Origin of the sequence: Nonomuraea sp. NPDC049709, from assembly GCF_040674815.1 — a bacterium.
In the GTDB taxonomy this organism is placed as follows: Bacteria; Actinomycetota; Actinomycetes; order Streptosporangiales; family Streptosporangiaceae; genus Nonomuraea.
The window spans coordinates 1-18,548 of record NZ_JBFANM010000136.1 but is presented as its reverse complement, the minus strand read 5'-3'; the positions used below and the strand labels follow the sequence as shown (position 1 = coordinate 18,548).

Here is an 18,548-nt window from a genome sequence, read left to right as displayed (position 1 = left end):
GCCGAGCGGCGCCGGTTGTGCCCTCCCCGCGCGCACTTCCCCGCGCGCACCTCCCCGCACGCACCTCCCCGCACGCACCTCCCCGCACGCACCTCCCCGCGCGCACTTCCCCGCGCGCACCTGCCCGCGCGCACCTGCCCGGCCTGGCGCCGTTCGGCCGGCCCGACCCGCTCGCCCAAAGGCGTGGGCCAGGCGCGACTGGATGCACAGCGCCATACTGGCGACCATCGGAGAGGCTGAAAGCGTCAACATCGCGCAGGTGGGGGGCGATGGCACGGAACTTGGACCCCGGCCGGCATTCCGGCATCCGCAGCGGAAGGCCTGGGGTGGGACGGCGTCCCCCGCCGCTGGCTCGCCATGTGCCGCGGGTGATCGATTGCCTCGTCGGGTGCGCGTAGCTTCGCAGTAGGGCGCCCTCGATCGTCGATCTGTTCCCAGAAGGCTGGCTTGTGGCGGTTCGGTCTGCAAGCTGGAGGTGCCGTCGGCCCGGGCGATGTACTGGAGTCCTCGGCGGACCGCATCAACCGATCGGTGGATTCCGGGCTCAGCCGCATCAGCGGCGGATCATGGCCGGGCGGGCGATTCGGGCGAGGGGAGGTCCGGCCGAAGGTTGGTACATGGCAGTTATCGAGGTGAACGACCTCGTCAAGAGATACGGCAGGCTCCCGGTGGTGAACGAGGTGTCCTTCTCCGTGGAGCAGGGTGAGATCTTCGGCATCCTCGGACCCAACGGGGCGGGCAAGACGACCACCGTGGAGTGCGCCGAGGGATTGCGGCAGCCCGACTCGGGATCGATCAGGGTCCTCGGGCTCGACCCGGTCAGGGACGGGCGGGAGCTGAGCCACCAGGTCGGCGTGCAACTGCAGGAGTCGCTCCTGCCGGAGAACATCAAGGTGTGGGAGGCGCTCGACCTGTACGCCTCCTTCTACCGATCGCCCAAGGACTGGCGGGTGCTGCTGGAGGAGTGGGGGCTGGCCGACAAGCGCGACGTCAGGTTCGCCACCCTGTCCGGCGGGCAGAAGCAGCGTCTCTTCATCGCCCTGGCGCTGGTCGGTGACCCGGAGGTGGCATTCCTGGACGAGCTGACCACCGGGCTGGATCCGGCCGCCCGCCGGGTCACCTGGGAGCTGATCAAGCAGGTACGAGCGGCGGGCGTGACCGTCGTCCTGGTCAGCCACTACATGGACGAGGTGGAGGAACTGTGCGACAGGGTCGCGGTGTTCGACCGGGGGCGGATCGTGGCGATGGACACCCCCTCGAACCTGATCTCGGCCGTGGACGCCGACCAGCATCTGCGCTTCCGGCCGCTGGCGCCTTTCGACGACGCGCTGCTGACGGGGTTGCCGGGGGTGGTGTCGGTCACCCGCTCCGGCGACCGGGTGATCGTCGCGGGCCGAGGAGACTTCGCCGGCGCGGTGACCTCCGCACTGGCTCGTGACCATGTCCCGGTGGCCGAGCTGCGGGTCGAGCAGCATACGTTGAACGACGCCTTCGTCGCCCTGACCGGCCGTGCCTTCGGCACCCAGGAGACGTGATGACCGGCTTCGCCAAACTCGCCAAGGTCGAGTCCAAGCTGCTGCTGCGCGACCCCGGCGCGATCTTCAGCATGGCCGTTCCGCTCTTCATCCTGGGGATCTTCGGTAGCGGGACCAGTCCGGGGGACACCGCGGCGCTGCCCTCGATGTCGATGACGATCGCGGTCGGGCTGGTGGGGCTCTACATGGTGCCCACCACCCTGGCCACCTACCGGGAGCGGGGCATCCTGCGCAGGCTGTCCACCACGCCGGTCAGCCCAGGCGCCCTGCTGAGCGTGCAGCTGATCCTCCAGCTCGTGTTCGCGGTGCTCGCCTCGGCGGTGCTCGTCGCGGTCTCGGTGGCGGTCTTCCAGGCGGCCGTGCCCGCCCGCGTCATGACGATGGTGACCGCCTTCCTGCTCGGCACTTCGGCGATCTTCGCGGTCGGTCTGCTCATCGCCGCGACCGCGGCGAGCGGGCGCGCCGCCAACGGGGTCGGCGTGCTGCTCTACTTCCCGCTGGCCTACCTCGGCGGCGTCATGCAACCCAAGGAGGCCATGCCCGAGCTGCTGGCCACGATCGGCGAGTTCACCCCGCTCGGACTGTTCAGGCAGGCTGTCCACAACGCCTGGAGCGGGGCGGCGACACAGCCTCTGCTTCTGGCGATAATGGCGGTATATGCGCTGGTCATCGGTTTGGTCGCGGCCCGTTTCTTCCGTTGGGAGTGAGGCGGCGATGACGCCGTCCGGCCCGCTCGACACCGCGGAAGGGCGATGGGCCATCGGCCTGGCTGTCGTTCCGTACGTGCTGCTGGCCGTCTCGGCGGGGCTCGCGCTGCTCACCGGGGACGCCCCCTCGTGGAACCATCGGCTCGGCGTCCTGGGGCTGAGCGCGCTCGCCGCAGGATGGACGCTGTGGATGGTCACGCTGCACCCTGCCTGGATGGCGAACGGCAAGGCGGCGGGCCTCTACATCGCCGGGCTGGTGGCGTTCATCGCGGCGCTGGGCCTGCTCAGCCCGTGGTTCGCCGGTTTCTTCGCCTTCACCGGCTACGTCCACTCCTGGCATATGCTGCGTGGGCGATGGCGGATCGCGGGCGTGGCCGCGACGGCGGCGGCCGCGGTCACCGGCTACTTCGGCGGGCTGCCCGGCCCTGATCCGGCCATCATCTCCTCCTACGTGCTGGTCATCGTCGCCATCGTGATCCTGGTCGTCCTGTTCAGCCTCTTCGGCGACATGACCGCCGACCAGAGCGTCCGGAGCAAGAAGATGGTCGATCAGCTCGCCGAGACCAACGCCAAGCTGGAGGAGACGATGCGGGAGAACGCCGGGCTCCAGGCCCAGCTTCTCCTGCAGGCCCGCGAGGCAGGCGCCACCGACGAGCGCCAGCGCATGGCACGGGAGATCCACGACACGCTGGCGCAGGGGCTGGCCGGGATCATCACCCAGGTCCAGGCGGCCGCCCGGGCCAAGCATGACCCGGGCGAGTGGCAGCGCCACCTCGACAACGCCGCGCAGCTGGCCAGGGACAGCCTGGCCGAGGCCCGCCGGTCGGTGCATGCGGTGGGTCCATGGGAGCTGGAGTCCGCCCGTCTGCCGGAGGCGCTGGCGGAGGTGGTGCAGCGGTGGGAGGGCATCCAGGGCGTGCGGACCGAGTTCGCCACGACCGGCCTGGCCCGGCCGCTGCACCCCGAGGTGGAGGTGACCCTGCTGCGCGTGGCGCAGGAGGCCCTGGCCAACGTGGGCAAGCACGCGGGCGCCACCCGCGTCGGCGTCACCGTGTCCTACATGGACGACGTGGTCACGCTGGACGTGCGTGACGACGGCGCCGGGTTCGTCCCGGACGCCCACAGCGGCGGCTTCGGCATGACCTCCATGCGGCAACGCGTGACCAGGCTGGCGGGCAGCCTGGAAATCGAGTCGGAGCCCGGCGCGGGCACCGCCGTCTCGGCCACGGTCCCGGCTCAGGAGCTCCGATGAGCGAGCCCCCGATCCGGCTGATCGTCGTCGACGACCATCCCATCGTCCGCGACGGGCTGCGCGGCATGTTCACCGGCGAGCCGGGCTTCGAGGTGGTCGGGGTCGCGGGTGACGGCGCGGGGGCGGTCAGCCTCGCCGAGGAGTTGCGGCCCGACGTGATCCTCATGGACCTGCGGATGCCGGGCACCGACGGGGTCACCGCGATCAGGCGGCTGGCCGAGCGCGGCAGTACGGCCAGGATCCTCGTACTGACCACCTACGACACCGACAGCGACGTGCTGCCGGCCATCGAGGCGGGCGCGACCGGCTACCTGCTGAAAGACGCGATGCCCGAGGAACTGGTCCGCGCCGTGCGGGCCGCCGCGCGCGGCGAGGCGGTCCTGTCTCCCTCGGTGGCCACCCGGCTGATCGGCCAGGTGCGCGCGCCGTCCGATCCGCTGAGCGCACGTGAGCTGGAGGTGCTCGCGCTGATCGCCCGCGGCTCCACCAACCGCGAGGCCGCCTCCCGCCTGTTCATCAGCGAGGCCACCGTGAAAAGCCACCTGCTGCACATCTACGCCAAACTCGGCGTCAACGACCGCGCCGCCGCCGTCGCAGTGGCCTTCGAGCGAGGGCTGTTCAACCGGTCCTGACAAGGCTCAGCGACGGCGGCCGAGCCCGGCGGCGGCGTCGCGTAACAGCGGAACATTCTCCCGTGCAGGCCCGCAGATGACGTTCTCGCCTGCGCGGTGCGAGCGCCGGCTGACCGGACTCCAACAGCTCAGTACGGCTCCGGGTCCAGGCAAGTCCCGGTCTCGTGCACCTGGTCCGACGGTGGAGGCTCGACGAGCACATCGCTGCCCCAGTCGGTGAAGTCGACCTCGGTCACGGTGGTCTTGGGCTGGTTGTCCTCGGCCATGGGATAGGTCGAGGTGAGGTGCACCCGGCGGGGAAGCCGGTCCGGTCCGACCCACAGCTGCCAGGAGATCTGTGTCAAGTCGTTCCGCTTGCGAAATTGGGCGGCGATCACGGGGTCGTCGTGTGGAGCCGCGATGGCGAACTCTGTCAGCGAGCTGCTCCCGGCGTGCACGACGGTGGCGACTCCGTCGATGGCCGCCCCCGAAGAGGGCGCAGGGGCCGCCAGCTTTCGCAGCACCTCGGGTGAGACGAGGTTGCGTACGCCGAGCGAGCCGATGGCGCGCAACAACTGCTCGCAATCGGGGCTGCGGCCATGAAGCCAGGACTTGCCCGCCGGAACGTCCTGCCGATCAGCCCGGTACCGGTAGGTGCCGGAGCCTGTGATCGTGATCGTCCTGGTCGTCATGTAGGACAGGTCAGTGGGGACAACGCTTTTCACCTCATCGGGGACATTGGTCCGGTAGTAGGTCGCGGTCAGGTCGGAGGCGGTCGCGCCGAGGACGCCGGTGGCGCGGCTCTCGCTGTATTCGCCGATGTTGACCAGCGCGACGGAGTCGTCCTCCGCTGGAGGGGTGAACACTTTCTCGCCGTAGTCCAGGCGGACGAGCCTGGTGACCTTCACACCGGCCGAGCCCTTCATCCGCTGAGTCACCGCCTCGGCGGGCGTTCGCGCCGTGACCGCTTCGCCGTCTCCGCAGCCGGCCGTCAGGACGAGCAGCAGGACGATCGTGGGGATCCTCGGTAAAGCCATCCGGTGATCATAAGGTTCGCCTGGCGAGACTTCCGACGAACCTCCCCGAACACCTGCGCCGCGGCGCGGCATCGCTCCCCGCACCGAGGTCGGGGCTTGCCTGGTGGTAGCACGAAACCCCCAGGTCAGCCCAACGGCCGGGCATCGGGCACCCACAGGCGTCGGCGTGTGTCTTCCGGCATGTTCCCGCTTCGCGGCGCGGCGGCAAGCCGCTCACTGTCTCGGGTGGCTCCACCGCCGACGGCGCACACGTCATCCGGTGGCCGGACCAGGACCTGCCCGGCCTGTCGCCCGTCACCGGAGCTCTTCCATCGACACCCAGTGTCCCGGCACCAAGCGGCTCAGCTCCTGCCGGAGGAGGTCCCGCATGGGAGCCTCCCCTTGCGCGAGGACCTCTTGGTACAGGGTCAGCAGCACGGCCGGACGTTCCGGACCGAGGTCCGGATCGTCCTCCGTGCGCACGTACTCGTCGATCAGCGGCGGGAGCCCCGCGGAGAACTCTCCGAGCAGCCCCAGCCGGAACAGGCAGCACAGGCGGTACTCGACGGCTTTGACGTAACGCCAGTCCTTGCCCGCGCCGTCGAAGTAGGCCCGATCGAGCCGGGTGAAGGCGTCGAGCACCGCCCCGTACTGCCCCGCGTCGTAGCAGAGAACGATCTCGTGGAATCGCGCCCATTGATGCCCCGGGTCCAGCCGCAACGCTTGCCGTATTTCGGACAATGCCTCGCCTCTCCGGGCCTGGCCCTTCACCTGGCAGAGGTGGAGGACGTATCCGCGCAGGTAGTGCGCCTCGGCCGATCCGGGGAGCGCGCCGACGAGGCGCTCCGTCGTCGCGAGCGCATGGAACAGGTCGTCCGTCCCGGTTCTCGCGTCGATCTCGTCTTCGGCGCGGTCCACGGTGTCATAGACGTGCCACCAGTCCTGCGGCAACGCATCCGTCACCTGTGTCCCCCTCGGTGGTCGGTGCCCTGGCTTTCGCAGGCCATCCTGCACCTTGTCCAGCAGCGCCGGCTTGGTTCCAGGAAGGAGGTGCGGGTTCGCCCTCACGAAACTCCTGCGGCTCCGTCGCCGACGCGCTCGATCCGGCGCCGTGACGGCTCGTCGAGCGGGTTGGGAGACGTGCCGGGAGGGGCGTCGCGTGGTGTGCCGGGCACGCGACGCCCGTGTCCGTTCCGTTCACAGGTGGGCGAGGGCCTCCCGGACCGTGATGCGGGAGGCGCGGGTCGCGGCCGCGTCGGTGGCCAGCGCCGCGCCCAGCAGGGCGAGCAGGAGCCAGATCCCGGCCGCGGGGGCGGAGATCCGGTACGGCAAGGGCGCGCTCATGAACAGGTTGCCGAGCCCTGCTCCCATGAGCCAGGTGAGCACGAGCGCCGGCACGATCGCGGCCACGCATCCGGCGAGCGCGAGGAGGAGACCCTCGGCGACGACGATGCGGCGTACGGCCCTGGGCCGGGCCCCGATGGCGTGCATGATGCCGAATTCCCGGGTCCGGTCCAGCACGTTCGCCCCCATGGTGGAGGCCAGCCCGATGAGTCCGAGCACGCCCAACGGCACGGCGATCCCCAGCAGGACCAGCAGCAGCGGCCCCATGTGTCCCGTGCTGACGGCCTCGCTGCGGCTGATCGAGGACGCCGACTCCACCGTGAACCCGGCGGCGGTGGCCGCCCTGCCGACGGCCGCGGCGACGGCGTCACGGGTCGCCTCGTCATGGCCTGCGGTGAAGACCCGGAGTTGGTCGACCTCCTGGGGTCGCCCCGTGGCGGCGGCCAGGCCCTCCGCCGTCACATAGACGCCGGCGCCGCCCCGCTCCTCGACCACCCCGGCGACGCGCCACGACGTCGGCCGCCCGCCGATGAACAGCCGGACGCTGTCCCCGGCCGCTAGACCCGGCACGGTGTTCTTCCTGGCGGTCTGGCTGATCAGGACCGCGCCGGTCTCGCCGGGGTTCAGCCGGCGCCCTTCCAGGAGCTTGAGGGACGGGGTGACGCCGGCGGTCAGCGTGATACGGCCATGTCCCTGGTCGGGGTAGGTCCGGGTGACCGGGAATCCGAACGGCCCGGCCACCCCGACGGGTTCGGTGCGGAGCCCGTCGACACGGGTGACGCCCGGCACCCGCCGTACCGCCCCGATGACCGCGTCCGTCGCGGCGGGGCTGCCCAGCCGCAGCTCGACATCCCAGGTGCGCTGGGCGGCCTGCTCTTCGGTGACGGCGTTCGCACCGGCTTCGAGGGACATCCCGGCGACGAACACCGCGCCTGCGGTCGCCAGCAGCCCGGCCGCCAGCCAGAACCGGGCCGGCCGCCGTACGGTGTTGCGCAGGGCCATGAGCAGCCCCCGGTCCAGCCGGGGCATCCGGCTGAGCCGCGCCAGGAGACCGCCCCGTCCCGATTCGACGCCGCGGTGGTCGATCGCCGCCCGCACGGTCGTCCGGCCGGCCTTGACCAGCGGCGGCAGCGCGATCAACGGTGGCAGGCCGAGACCGGCGACCAGGATCACCACGTACGCCCACCAGGGCGCGGCGAGACTCTCGGGCTGGATGCCGAGCGTGGTCAGCAGCGTCCCGAGCAACGCCCGGCCGATCCAGATCGCCGGGCCCAGCGCGATCAACGTGGCCAGCGCCGCCACCAGCAGCGTCATCACGAGGTAGTACCGCCCGATGGTGGCGGACCGGGCGCCGATCGCCTTCATGATGCCGATCTGCGGGATCTGCCGGGTGAACAGGGTGTTGAGCATGTTCGCCACCAGGATCGTGCTGAGCAGCAACGCCGCGGCGCCGCCCGCCATGAGCGACAGCAGCAACACGTCCGACTGCCACTGGTGCGGATGCGCGTACGGCTGGGGCACCTGGATCTCGGCGACCGTCAGTCCCTGCTCGCGGCGCAGCCAGTCGCCGACCTCGGTGGCCGTGGCCACCACGGCGTCGCGGTCCCGGCTCGGCTCCCGCCCGCCCGGGCCGGCGATCTGCAGCTTGACCTGCTCCAGCAGGGCCGGCCGGCCGAGAGCCGCCGTGGACAGGTAGCCACGTCCCCGCTGCTCCTGCGGTGAGGGGGCGAGGCTGGGGTCGTACACCGTCCCCGCCACCCGCAGCCGTGGCAGCTGCCCGCCCGGCCCCCGTACGGTCACCGAGTCGCCGACCGCCACCCCGAGCAGCGCGAGCGAGTCCGCACCGAGCAGCACCTCGCCTTCCGACGGCGGCCACCGCCCCTCCTGCCCGACGTCGAACTTCGCCATCCGCATCGGATCGTCCGCCGCCGCCACGAACACCTGCAGCGGAACGTCCAGCACCCTCCCGCCCACCTCGACCGCGCCCTCGAACTGCGTCCGCCCGGTCGCCTCCAGCACCCCCGGCCTGGTACGGGCCGCGGCCGTCACCGCCGCCATCCGCTCGGGGGTGACGCCCCGGTCGAGCACGATGGTGGCCGAGGCCGGTCCGGTGCTCATGTACGCGCCGCCGGTCTCCCTGCCGATGGCCGCCCAGGCGTTCAGCATGCCGCCGAACACCGTCAGGCTGACCGCGATCGCGACCACCATCAGCACGAACCTGGACCAGCTCACCCGCAGGTCGCGGCGGAGCTTCACCCGCAGCAGCCCGCTCATGTCCGCACCCGCGCCCGGTCGTCCTCGTCGGCGACGATGCGCCCGTCCACGAGAGTGATCTCGCGGCGCACGATGGCCCTGATGTCGCGTTCGTGTGAGACGACCACGATGGTGCGCCCCTCGGCGTTCAGGCCGGCGAACACGTCCAGGACGGCCTGCGCTGTGTGGGAGTCGAGATTGCCGGTGGGCTCGTCGGCCAGCAGCAGCGGCGGATCGTTGGCCAGCGCGCGGGCGATCGCCGCGCGCTGCTGCTGGCCGCCGGACAGCGTCGCCGGCAGTTTGCCCGCCTGGTCGGCGATGCCGACCCGGTCCAGCAGTTCCAGCGCCCGGTCGCGGCGTCGTACGGCGGGGATCTTGGCGGCGAAGTCCATCGGCAGCATCACGTTCTCGGCCACCGTCAGCGTGGGCAGGAGCTGGAAGAACTGGAACACCAGCCCGACGTTGCGCCCCCGCCACTCGGCCAGCTCGGACTCCGACAGCCCGCCGAGATCCGCCTGCGCCGCCCGTACCGTGCCCGACGTCGGACGGTCGATCCCGGCGAGCAGGTTGAGCAGGGTCGTCTTGCCGCTCCCCGACCGCCCCACCACCGCGACGAACTCCCCCGCCTCGACCGACAGGCTGAGGCGATCGACCGCGAGCACCTCGCCCTCCCCCAGCGGATAGGTCTTCACCACATCAGTGACCTCGATCATTCGTGAACCCCTTTCGGCGGAGTGTGGCCACCCACGGGTGGCGCGCTGCTCGCGCCGCCACCATGGCTGGGGATCTGATGGCCCAGGCCGCCACCCCGGATGAGCATCATGGCGATGACGAGCAGGACGACCATGGCTGCGACGATCCCCGCCACCTTCGTCCAGCGGGCCATGCCGTCGCCGGTTCCGGCCATACGCGCCCCTTCCGTGCGCCGGTGTCGTTACCGGCGGTCACGCTACGAGCGCCGCGCGCCACGCCGAAACACCCCGTGAGCGGATCTTCCGCGTCCCCGTTCCGTGGAGAGGGATCCCTCCCCGGGAGGACGCCCGCCGAGAACGGGCGGCGTACCCTGGCCCTGCCATGTCATCTCCGACCACAGCCCGCTCGCGGGCGCTCCTCGACGCCGCTCTGGCCTCAGCCGTGCTCGTCGTCTCGCTGGTGCTGCTCGCACACGACGGACCCGTGGCGGTCCGTACGGGTGCCCGCGGGCTCGACCTGCTCGGCGGCGTGCTCGTGGCCTGCGCTGCCGTGCCGTTCGTGGTCCGGCGGCGCTTCCCGCTGACCGTCTTCACGGTGGCGGCGGGGGTCAGCGTGGTCCTGGCGGGGATGGGTTATCCGACCGGGCTGCTGCCGGGCCCCATCGCCGCCCTCTACCTGCTGGCCGCCAACGCGGCGTGGACGGTACGCAGTGCCGCCCTGGTCGCCGGGCTGTTCCTCGCGTACGTGGGCGCGGCGGCCGCCACGGCACCCGCCTTTCCGGTGGTCGGGCTCGTGCACACCGCCCTGCCCTGGGCGGCGGCGTGGTTCGCCGGGGAGCGGACCCGGCTACGGCGCCAGCAGGTGGCCGAGCTGAGGCAGCGCGCCGTGCACGCCGAGCGCGAGGCGGCCGCCGAACGCCGGCGAGCGGTGCATGAGGCCGAGCGGGAGCGGCGGCTCGCCGTCGCCGAGGAGCGTGCCCGGATCGCCCGTGACCTGCACGATTCGGCCGGCCACGCGATCAGCCTGATCGCCGTCCGGGCGGGCGCGGCCCGGCTGCGCCATGACGGCTCCCCGGCGGCGCTGGCGGCGATCGAGGAGCTGGCCAGGCACACGGCGGCGGAGATCGACCAGCTCGTCGGCTCCTTACGAGACGGCGACCCGGAACCGGCCACACCCCTCGGGCTGGCCTCGCTCGACACCCTGATCGCCCACCACACCGCGGCCGGGCTGCGGGTGGAGCTCGACGTCACCGGCACGGCCCGGCCCCTCGCCGCCGCCGCCGACCAGGCCGCCTACCGCATCCTCCAGCAGGCGCTGGCCAACGCGGCCCGCCACGGCATCGGGAACGCCCGGATCGAGCTCGACTTCACCGGCCCGGAGCTCACGCTCACCGTCACGAACCCGGTGCGCGGCACCCCCCGTCGGACGAACGGCCACGGGCTGATCGGCATGCGCGAGCGGGCCACCCTGGCCGGCGGCAGCCTCGACGCCACGAGAACGGCGGACGCCCACCGTCTCCGCGCCCGGCTCCCCTACGGAGGACAGCAGCCATGACCCGCGTGCTCATCGCCGACGACGACCACCTGATGCGGGCCGGGCTGATCGAGCTGCTCACCGCCGACCCCGGCATCGAGATCGCCGGGCAGGCCGCCACAGGCCGTGAGGCCGTCGAGAGAGCCGGCCGGCTCGCGCCCGACGTCGTCCTCATGGACGTCCGGATGCCGGATCTGGACGGCATCGCCGCCACCCGGCTGCTCTCGCGGACGGCGCCGGAGGTGAAGGTCCTCATTCTCACGACGTTCGAGCAGGATGACTACATCTTCGGCTCCCTGCGGGCCGGCGCCTCGGGGTTCCTGCTCAAGCGGGCCCGCCCGGAGGACCTGATCGCCGCGGTGCACACCGTCGCCGCGGGAGATTCACTCCTGTCTCCCTCGGTCACCCGGCGCGTGATCGACCGGCTGGCCCAGCAGCCCGTGCCCGACCTCGCCGACCAGTCCCGGCTCGGCACGCTGACCGCGCGGGAGCGCGAGACGCTCGAACTGGTCGCCCGGGGCCTGTCCAACCGGGAGATCGCCGCTTCGCTGGTCGTCGAGGAATCGACGATCAAAAGCCATGTGAAGCGCATCCTGATGAAGCTCGGCCTCCGCGACCGCGTACAGGCCGTGATCTTCGCGTACGAGACCGGCATCAACCGCCCGCGTCGGCCGGACGAAGCCCGCTGAGCCTCCGAGCGGGCGGGGAGGTCGCAAGGCGCAGCGGGACCGCTGCTCGCTCCACCGGCCGAGGGTGATCCGGCCGGCACTGTGCGCGAACGCGTACGCCCGGACAAGGGGCCGCGTGCATCGCTGCCGAACCGGACAACTACCCTGAGTAGCTAGTTATGTACGCATTGTTGAGTACACGAGCCTGGCCGACGAGCTCGTCGCGCGACTCGGCCGGATCGACGTGCTGGTCTGCAGCGTCGGCACCGGCGGCCATTCGGCCGGGGTCGCACGGCGGCTGCGCCGGCACAACCCGGCACTGCACCTGGTGGGGGTGGATTCCATCGGCTCCACGATCTTCGGCCAGCCCGCGCGGCCACGCCTGATGCGCGGCTTGGGCAGCAACATCCATCCGCGCAACGTGGCCCACGACGCCTTCGACGAGGTGCACTGGGCGGCACCGCACGAAGCGGTCTGGGCCAGCCGTACCCTCGCCCAGATCCACTACGCGACCGGCGGATGGAGCGTCGGGGCGGTCACCGTCGTGGCCTCCTGGCACGCCCGAACCCGGCCGCCCGGAACCCGGATCGCCGCGATCTTCCCGGACGGCCCCGCCCGCTGCTGCACGACCGTCTTCGACGACGCCTACTGCGCCGGGCACGACCTGCTCGACCGGCCGCCCGCCGCCGAGCCCGACGAGATCGAGCATCCCGGCGAGGCCGGGGTCACCCGGTGGACCCGCATGGTGATGCGCTGATGTGGCGCCGCTTCCGCTCCTTCGACGGCGGCGTCCGGCTGCTCATGGTCAACCAGTTCGCCATCAATATCGGCTTCTACATGCTGATGCCCTATCTCGCCGGGCACCTGGCCGACGGGTTGGGGATGGCCGCCTGGTCCGTGGGGCTGGTGCTCGGCATGCGCAATCTCAGCCAGCAGGGCCTGTTCCTGCTGGGCGGGACGCTCGCCGACCGCCTCGGCTACCGGCCCGTCATCATCGCGGGCTGCGTGCTGCGCACGGCGGGCTTCGCCCTGCTCGGGTTCGCGGGCACGCTGCCCGTCCTGCTGGTCGCCTCGGTGATGACCGGGTTCGCCGGGGCGCTGTTCAACCCGGCGGTGCGCGCGTACGTGGCGCACGGCGCGGCAGAGCGCAGGGTGGAGGCGTTCGCCCTGTTCAACGTGTTCTGCCAGGCGGGCATCCTGCTGGGGCCGCCGATCGGCGTGGCCCTGCTCGCGGCCGACTTCCGGCTGGTGTGCGTGGTGGCGGCGGCGATCTTCGCGGCGCTCACCGTGCTGCAACTGTTCGCCCTGCCGCCGTGCCGCAGCGAGGAGCCTCGTGGAAGCGTGCTGGCGGACTGGCGAGATGTCGCGGCCAACCGGCCGTTCCGGATGTTCGCGCTGGCCATGGCCGGCTCGTACGTGCTGTCGTTCCAGATCTACCTGGCCCTGCCGCTGGCGATCGGCGACCACGGAGCCGTCAGCGCGCTGTTCGTCGTGTCGGCGCTGGTGGCCATGCTGGGCCAGGTCCACATCACCGACTGGGCGCGCAAGCGCTGGAGCGCCTCCCAGGTCATCGCGCGCGGCCTCGCGCTGATGGGGCTCGCCTTCGTACCGCTCATCCCGTACGGGGTCGCCGGCGCGCCGGTGCCCGTGGCCGCGGGGCTGGCCTGCACGGTGCTGCTCACGCTCGGCACCGTGCTGACCTGTCCCTTCGAGATGGACACGATCGTCACGCTGTCGGGCGAGCACCGGGTGGCCACCCACTACGGCTTCTACAACACGGTCGCCGGTCTCGGCGTCGCCGCGGGCAACCTGGCGGTCGGGCGGCTGCTCGACGTCGGGCCGGTCTGGGTGTGGAGCGTGCTCGCCGCCACGGGGGCGGCGTGCGCGCTGGCCGTCCGGCGGCTCGGCGCCCCTCGCAGGCATCGGCTTCGGGGACGTGCGCGCCGCATCTCGTCCACGAGCACACCGTTCTGAACGCGATCGTCCTTCGTCCGGCCGCCACGCCGTTCGCCGTGGCAATCCGGGACCTCTAACCCGACATGAATCGACAAATCGCCCTTTGCGGCATGCGAGATCGCCCTTCACCGTGCCGTCGATGTGAGCGGGCCGCGCTGCCGACCCATAGAGCATCGCCTACCCGTTCGGCCAGCAGATCGGCGCGGGCGAGCAGCCACGTGGTGAGGCGCTCGCGAGCCGGCGCCGGCGGCGACATCGGCCGTGATGCGGCCGGTCGCAGCGATGCCGGCGAAACCCGCGCCCGGTCCTCGCAACATGCTGCGACGGCCGGCCAACGTGCCTTACGTGCCAGAAAAGATCATCTCGCTCTGACCTGCGAGGAGATACCAAGAATCCACAACGATCGTAGCTGGCCGAGCCGAGCGAGACGACGGCGGCGGCGAGCGCGGGCGCGATCGTGTGGGCGTACAACCACCTACGGCGGGGCCCGGTCAGGCTCGCGGCCAAGCCCCACTGCGTCCAGTGGGGCGGCAACTACGGCAAGCTGCAGTACACCTCGAAGTTCGAGCACTGCGGCTGACCCGGGCTGCCCCACGCCCCGCTACCTCACCGTGGTGAGCCGGATGCCGAGCTGGCTGTAGATCTCCATTTGGTCGTGGTAGAGGCGATGGCTGACGATGACGCCGCCCTCCAGGGTGAACATCCAGCAGAAGCGGATGCCTATCGGCCTGGAGGTCGGCTCGATGACCTCGCCCTCGGGGCTCAGGAACGGCCCCTCGTGCGTGCCGGTGTAGACCCCCTCGATCGCCACCGTGTCGCCTTCGGTCGAGCGTTCCCAGACGGTCATGCGGGCGCCGGGGAACGCCTCCCATATGTGGAGGTGGTAGGAGCGGATCTGCTCGAGGCCCTCGGCCTGCAGCTCCGGGCCGACCACGGTGGCCCGGGGTTGGTAGCAGCGCACGACCTCGTCCAGGTCCTGAGCGTTGATAGCGGTCACCAGCTGGTCTATGACGTCGGGCATCGTGGGTTTCCTGTCGTGGTGTGCCGGTCACGCCGCCCCGCCGCCCGGCGGCTCACGGCGTGAGGACGACCCTGCTGCACTCGTCCTGCTTGTCCTTGAACATCGAACCTGTGCGGAGCCTCCCTCAGCGCCAGCCGGTGCGAGATCACGAAGCTCGGGTCGAGCTCGCCCCGGCGGCTGCGGCCGAGCAGCGGCTGAAGGTAGTGCTGCACGTGGCACACTGCCCGGCGCGGACGGTCAGCGACCAGTTCATCAACGAACCTATCGGGAACTTGTCCATCAGCCCGCCATAGACGCCGACGATCGCGACGACGCCGCCGTTGCGGCAGGCCATGATGGCCTCGCGCAGCGCGTACGGGCGCTCGGTCTCCAGGCGGGCGGCCGTCTTGCGAGTGCCAGCGTGCTCTGGCGGACAGAGTTCATCGTGTGGCGCCAGCTGCCGTCATCCGGCTGAGCGTCGAGCACCTGCCCAGCGGCGGCGAGCCCGAGCCCGTCTGGCTGTGGTGGTCGGGCACCTGTCGGCAGCACCGGCGCCGACACGGCCGGCCTCGACCGGCCCTGGCAGACGTTCCTGCGCAGATTCGATCTGGAACACACCTTCCGGCTGTTCAAGCAGACCCTGGGCTGGACCACGCCGAAGCTCCGCGACCCCGAGGCAGCCGCTTGCAGCTCGGGATCGGCGCCCGGCACCGGCCGCAGGTAGCGTTGCCGTCGTTCCCAGCCGTACTTTCGGCCGGTTCCAGGCTCGGGCGGAGGTGCTCACGGCTGGCTTGCGGGGGTTCGTGTCGGCCCGTAGGTGATCCAACGGCGCGCGGAGTGGGTCGGGCGGCCTGGCGGAGCACGGTGGCGAGGGCAATCGGCGGCAGCCAGTTAACGCCCCAGACGCCGCAAGTTATCTGACTACGGCCTGGTGGCATCACTGAAACTTTCACATGCGCGGACAGTGCGGCGCGGCCTCCTCCCGGACGAAACTCCAGGCTGGGACGCGTTCCGCCGGCAACGCCCGGGCCGGTAACGGCCGCCCTTCGTTGACGTCCGGCCGGACCGTCGGATGTACTCCGCGACAACGTACACACCGAATGAGTCATGAAGCTGTGCAAGATCGAATGTTAGCGCTAACAACACTAGCGATCGCCATCTTCGGTCTAGGCAAGGAGCCCTGGGTGTCACCCCTCGTCCCCGGCAACCGCGCACGACAGACCGCCCGCTCGGTCAGGCGGTCGACCGCCGGCCTGAGGTCCGCACGGCCCGGCTGATCCGGCATGCCGCCTTCCCGCTCCACCCGCCGACCCCCGCGCGCGAGTCCCCGGGCCGCGGAGTGTGACCACCCCCCACCCGACACATCGACGCAGAAAGGCACGACCCATCCATGAAACGACTCCTGTCCCTCCTCACCACCGGGCTGGTCGCCATCGGCCTGTCGGTGGCGCTCACCGGGCCGGCCGACGCCGCCTCGACGCTGGGCGCCTCCGCGGCCGAGCGCGGCGGCCGCTACTTCGGCGCCGCCGTGGCCGCCGGCAAGCTGGGTGACTCGACGTACGTGAACATCCTGAATCGCGAGTTCAACTCGGTCACCGCCGAGAACGAGATGAAGTGGGACGCCACCGAGCCGTCCCGGAACTCCTTCAGTTACACGCGCGGCGACCGGATCGTGAACCACGCGATCGGGCGTGGCATGAAGATCCGCGGGCACGCCCTGCTGTGGCACGCGCAGATGCCCGGCTGGGCGCAGACCCTGTCCGGCTCGACCCTGCGCACGGCCATGATCAACCACGTCACGCAGGTCGCCACCTACTACCGGGGCAAGATCCATTCCTGGGACGTCGTCAACGAGGCCTTCGCCGACGGCGGCAGCGGCGGGCGGCGCGACTCGATCCTCCAGCGCACCGGCAACGACTGGATCGAGGCCGCCTTCCGGGCCGCCCGCGCCGCCGACCCGGGCGCCAAGCTCTGCTACAACGACTACAACACCGACGGGATCAACGCCAAGAGCACCGGCATCTACAACATGGTCCGCGACTTCAAGGCGCGTGGGGTGCCGATCGACTGCGTCGGTTTCCAGTCCCACCTGGGCACCTCGCTCTCCGGCGACTACCAGGCCAACCTGCAGCGCTTCGCGGACCTCGGCGTCGACGTCCAGATCACCGAGCTCGACGTCGCCCAGGGCGCCGGCCAGGCCGGCATCTACGCCTCGGTGACCCGCGCCTGCCTGGCGGTCTCCCGCTGCACCGGCATCACGGTCTGGGGCATCCGGGACAGCGACTCCTGGCGGACCGGGGAGAACCCGCTGCTGTTCGACTCCTCGGGCAACAAGAAGGCCGCCTACACCGCCACCCTCGACGCCCTCAACGGCGGCTCGCCCGACCCGGGACCGATCGACACCAACGCCTGGTACGTCCTGGTCAACCGCAACAGCGGCAAGGCCCTCGACGTCTACAACCTCGCCACCAACGACGGCGCCCGCATCACCCAGTGGGCCCGCAACAACGGCAACCAGCAGCAGTGGCAGTTCGTCAGTTCGGAGAGCGGTTGGTACCGGCTGAAGTCGCGCCTGTCCGGCAAGGTCCTGGACGTCTACAACTTCTCCACCGCCAACGGCGCCGCGATCGTCCAGTGGGCCGACGGCAACGGCACCAACCAGCAGTGGCGTGTCGCCGACAGCGGCGGCTACGTCCGCCTCATCAGCCGGCACAGCAGCAAGGCCCTGGAGGTCCAGGGCGCCTCCACCGCCGACGGCGCCAACATCGTCCAGTACGACGACTGGAACGGCGCCAACCAGCAGTGGCAACTCGTCCGAGTCGGATGAATCGGAGAACCTCGTGAAATTCAGATTCCTGGCCGTCCTCGCGACGGTCGCCACCTTACTGGCGGGGCTGTTCGTCGCCCTTCAGACGCAGTCCGCCAGCGCGGCCACCGTCGACACCAACGCCTGGTACGTCCTGGTCAACCGCAACAGCGGCAAGGCCCTGGACGTCTACAACCTCGCCACCAACGACGGCGCCCGCATCACCCAGTGGAGCCGCAACAACGGCAACCAGCAGCAGTGGCAGTTCGTCGACTCCGGCGGCGGCTACTACCGCATCAAGTCCCGCCACTCCGGCAAGGTCCTCGACGTCCACAACTTCTCCACCGCCAACGGCGGCGCGATCGTGCAATGGGCCGACGGCAACGGCACCAACCAGCAGTGGCGGCTGGCCGACAGCTCCGACGGCTATGTGAGGTTCATCTCGCGCCACAGCAACAAGGCCCTGGAAGTGCAGGGCGCCTCCACCGCCGACGGCGCCAACATCGTCCAGTACGACGACTGGGGCGGCGCCAACCAGCAGTGGCAGCTCGTCCAGGTCGACGGCGGCAACCCGAGCCCGACACCCACGCCGACCGGCACGTGCGATCTTCCGTCGACCTACCGCTGGACCTCGACAGGCCCGCTGGCGACCCCGAAGTCGGGCTGGGTCTCGCTCAAGGACTTCACCGTCGCCCCCTACAACGGCCGGCACCTCGTCTACGCCACCACCCACGACACCGGCACAAGATGGGGCTCGATGAACTTCAGCCTCTTCACCAACTGGTCCGACATGGCCTCGGCCAGCCAGAACACCATGTCCTCCTCGACCGTCGCACCCACCCTCCTCTACTTCGCCCCGAAGAACATCTGGGTGCTCGCCTACCAATGGGGCGGCACCGCCTTCTCCTACCGGACCTCCACCGACCCCGCCAACCCGAACGGCTGGTCAGCACAGCAGGTGCTCTTCTCCGGAAGCATCACCGGCTCCAGCACCGGCCCCATCGACCAGACCCTCATCGGCGACAGCACCAACATGTACCTGTTCTTCGCCGGCGACAACGGCAAGATCTACCGGGCCAGCATGCCCCTCGGCAACTTCCCGGGCAGCTTCGGCACCACCTCAACAGTGATCATGAGCGACACCACGAACAACCTCTTCGAAGCCGTCCAGGTC

17 protein-coding genes are annotated in these 18,548 nt (G+C 70.8%); 11 read left to right on the top strand and 6 right to left on the bottom strand.

The features are described 5' to 3' along the window. Window positions 1-617: 617 nt before the first annotated feature. The 4 genes from AB0J69_RS58675 to AB0J69_RS58660 are packed head-to-tail and all read left to right on the top strand — an operon-like array spanning window position 618 to window position 4,126. Entirely contained in the window at window positions 618-1,535 is a 918-nt protein-coding gene (locus AB0J69_RS58675; protein ID WP_364137435.1) for an ABC transporter ATP-binding protein, read from the top strand. Next, window positions 1,535-2,242: an ABC transporter permease gene (locus AB0J69_RS58670; protein ID WP_364137433.1), complete on the top strand. Its 708-nt coding sequence runs from the start codon at window positions 1,535-1,537 to the stop codon at window positions 2,240-2,242. The genes AB0J69_RS58675 and AB0J69_RS58670 overlap by 1 nt, the downstream gene beginning before the upstream one ends. A gap of 7 nt (window positions 2,243-2,249) precedes the next feature. Further along, a complete protein-coding gene (locus AB0J69_RS58665; protein ID WP_364137432.1) occupies window positions 2,250-3,494 on the top strand; it encodes a sensor histidine kinase in 1,245 nt (414 codons plus the stop codon). Next, the gene (locus tag AB0J69_RS58660; protein ID WP_364137430.1) at window positions 3,491-4,126 is read left to right on the top strand and encodes a response regulator transcription factor; all 636 of its coding nucleotides are present in this window, start codon (window positions 3,491-3,493) and stop codon (window positions 4,124-4,126) included. The genes AB0J69_RS58665 and AB0J69_RS58660 overlap by 4 nt, the downstream gene beginning before the upstream one ends. Window positions 4,127-4,254: 128 nt before the next feature. Here AB0J69_RS58660 and AB0J69_RS58655 read toward each other — a convergent pair whose 3' ends face one another. The 5 genes from AB0J69_RS58655 to AB0J69_RS58635 form a co-directional block, all read right to left on the bottom strand. Beyond that, complete coding sequence (locus AB0J69_RS58655) at window positions 4,255-5,142, bottom strand: hypothetical protein (protein ID WP_364137428.1); 888 nt, start codon at window positions 5,140-5,142, stop codon at window positions 4,255-4,257. A gap of 294 nt (window positions 5,143-5,436) precedes the next feature. Then, window positions 5,437-6,189 (bottom strand): hypothetical protein, encoded by a 753-nt coding sequence (locus AB0J69_RS58650; protein WP_364137426.1) that lies wholly within the window; start codon window positions 6,187-6,189, stop codon window positions 5,437-5,439. 129 nt (window positions 6,190-6,318) lie between these two features. Further along, window positions 6,319-8,739 carry an ABC transporter permease gene (locus AB0J69_RS58645; RefSeq protein WP_364137424.1) on the bottom strand — a complete coding sequence of 807 codons (2,421 nt, stop codon included), beginning with the start codon at window positions 8,737-8,739 and terminating at the stop codon, window positions 6,319-6,321. Further along, complete coding sequence (locus AB0J69_RS58640) at window positions 8,736-9,431, bottom strand: ABC transporter ATP-binding protein (RefSeq protein ID WP_364137422.1); 696 nt, start codon at window positions 9,429-9,431, stop codon at window positions 8,736-8,738. The genes AB0J69_RS58645 and AB0J69_RS58640 overlap by 4 nt, the downstream gene beginning before the upstream one ends. Next, window positions 9,428-9,625 (bottom strand): hypothetical protein, encoded by a 198-nt coding sequence (locus AB0J69_RS58635; RefSeq protein ID WP_364137420.1) that lies wholly within the window; start codon window positions 9,623-9,625, stop codon window positions 9,428-9,430. The genes AB0J69_RS58640 and AB0J69_RS58635 overlap by 4 nt, the downstream gene beginning before the upstream one ends. 167 nt (window positions 9,626-9,792) lie before the next feature. Between AB0J69_RS58635 and AB0J69_RS58630 the strand changes: the two genes are divergently transcribed. The 5 genes from AB0J69_RS58630 (at window position 9,793) to AB0J69_RS58610 (ending at window position 14,148) form a co-directional block, all read left to right on the top strand. Then, the gene (locus AB0J69_RS58630; protein ID WP_364137418.1) at window positions 9,793-10,965 is read left to right on the top strand and encodes a histidine kinase; all 1,173 of its coding nucleotides are present in this window, start codon (window positions 9,793-9,795) and stop codon (window positions 10,963-10,965) included. Then, the gene (locus AB0J69_RS58625) at window positions 10,962-11,633 is read left to right on the top strand and encodes a response regulator transcription factor (protein WP_364137416.1); all 672 of its coding nucleotides are present in this window, start codon (window positions 10,962-10,964) and stop codon (window positions 11,631-11,633) included. The genes AB0J69_RS58630 and AB0J69_RS58625 overlap by 4 nt, the downstream gene beginning before the upstream one ends. Before the next feature lie 166 nt (window positions 11,634-11,799). Further along, a complete protein-coding gene (locus AB0J69_RS58620; protein WP_364137438.1) occupies window positions 11,800-12,369 on the top strand; it encodes a pyridoxal-phosphate dependent enzyme in 570 nt (189 codons plus the stop codon). Beyond that, on the top strand, window positions 12,369-13,586 hold the full coding sequence (locus AB0J69_RS58615; protein WP_364137414.1) for an MFS transporter: 1,218 nt from the start codon (window positions 12,369-12,371) through the stop codon (window positions 13,584-13,586). Before AB0J69_RS58620 ends, AB0J69_RS58615 begins: the two co-directional genes overlap by 1 nt. A gap of 439 nt (window positions 13,587-14,025) precedes the next feature. Continuing rightward, window positions 14,026-14,148: a hypothetical protein gene (locus tag AB0J69_RS58610; protein ID WP_364137412.1), complete on the top strand. Its 123-nt coding sequence runs from the start codon at window positions 14,026-14,028 to the stop codon at window positions 14,146-14,148. 21 nt (window positions 14,149-14,169) lie between these two features. Here the strand turns inward: AB0J69_RS58610 and AB0J69_RS58605 are convergent, their stop codons facing one another. Further along, a complete protein-coding gene (locus AB0J69_RS58605) occupies window positions 14,170-14,589 on the bottom strand; it encodes a nuclear transport factor 2 family protein (RefSeq protein WP_364137410.1) in 420 nt (139 codons plus the stop codon). Window positions 14,590-15,958: 1,369 nt separating this feature from the next. Here AB0J69_RS58605 and AB0J69_RS58600 point away from each other — a divergent pair. Beyond that, window positions 15,959-17,395, top strand: a complete 1,437-nt coding sequence (locus AB0J69_RS58600; protein ID WP_364137408.1) for an endo-1,4-beta-xylanase — start codon at window positions 15,959-15,961, stop codon at window positions 17,393-17,395. A gap of 58 nt (window positions 17,396-17,453) precedes the next feature. Further along, a partial coding sequence (locus AB0J69_RS58595; RefSeq protein WP_364137437.1) for a non-reducing end alpha-L-arabinofuranosidase family hydrolase occupies window positions 17,454-18,548 on the top strand: 1,095 nt, incomplete at its 3' end.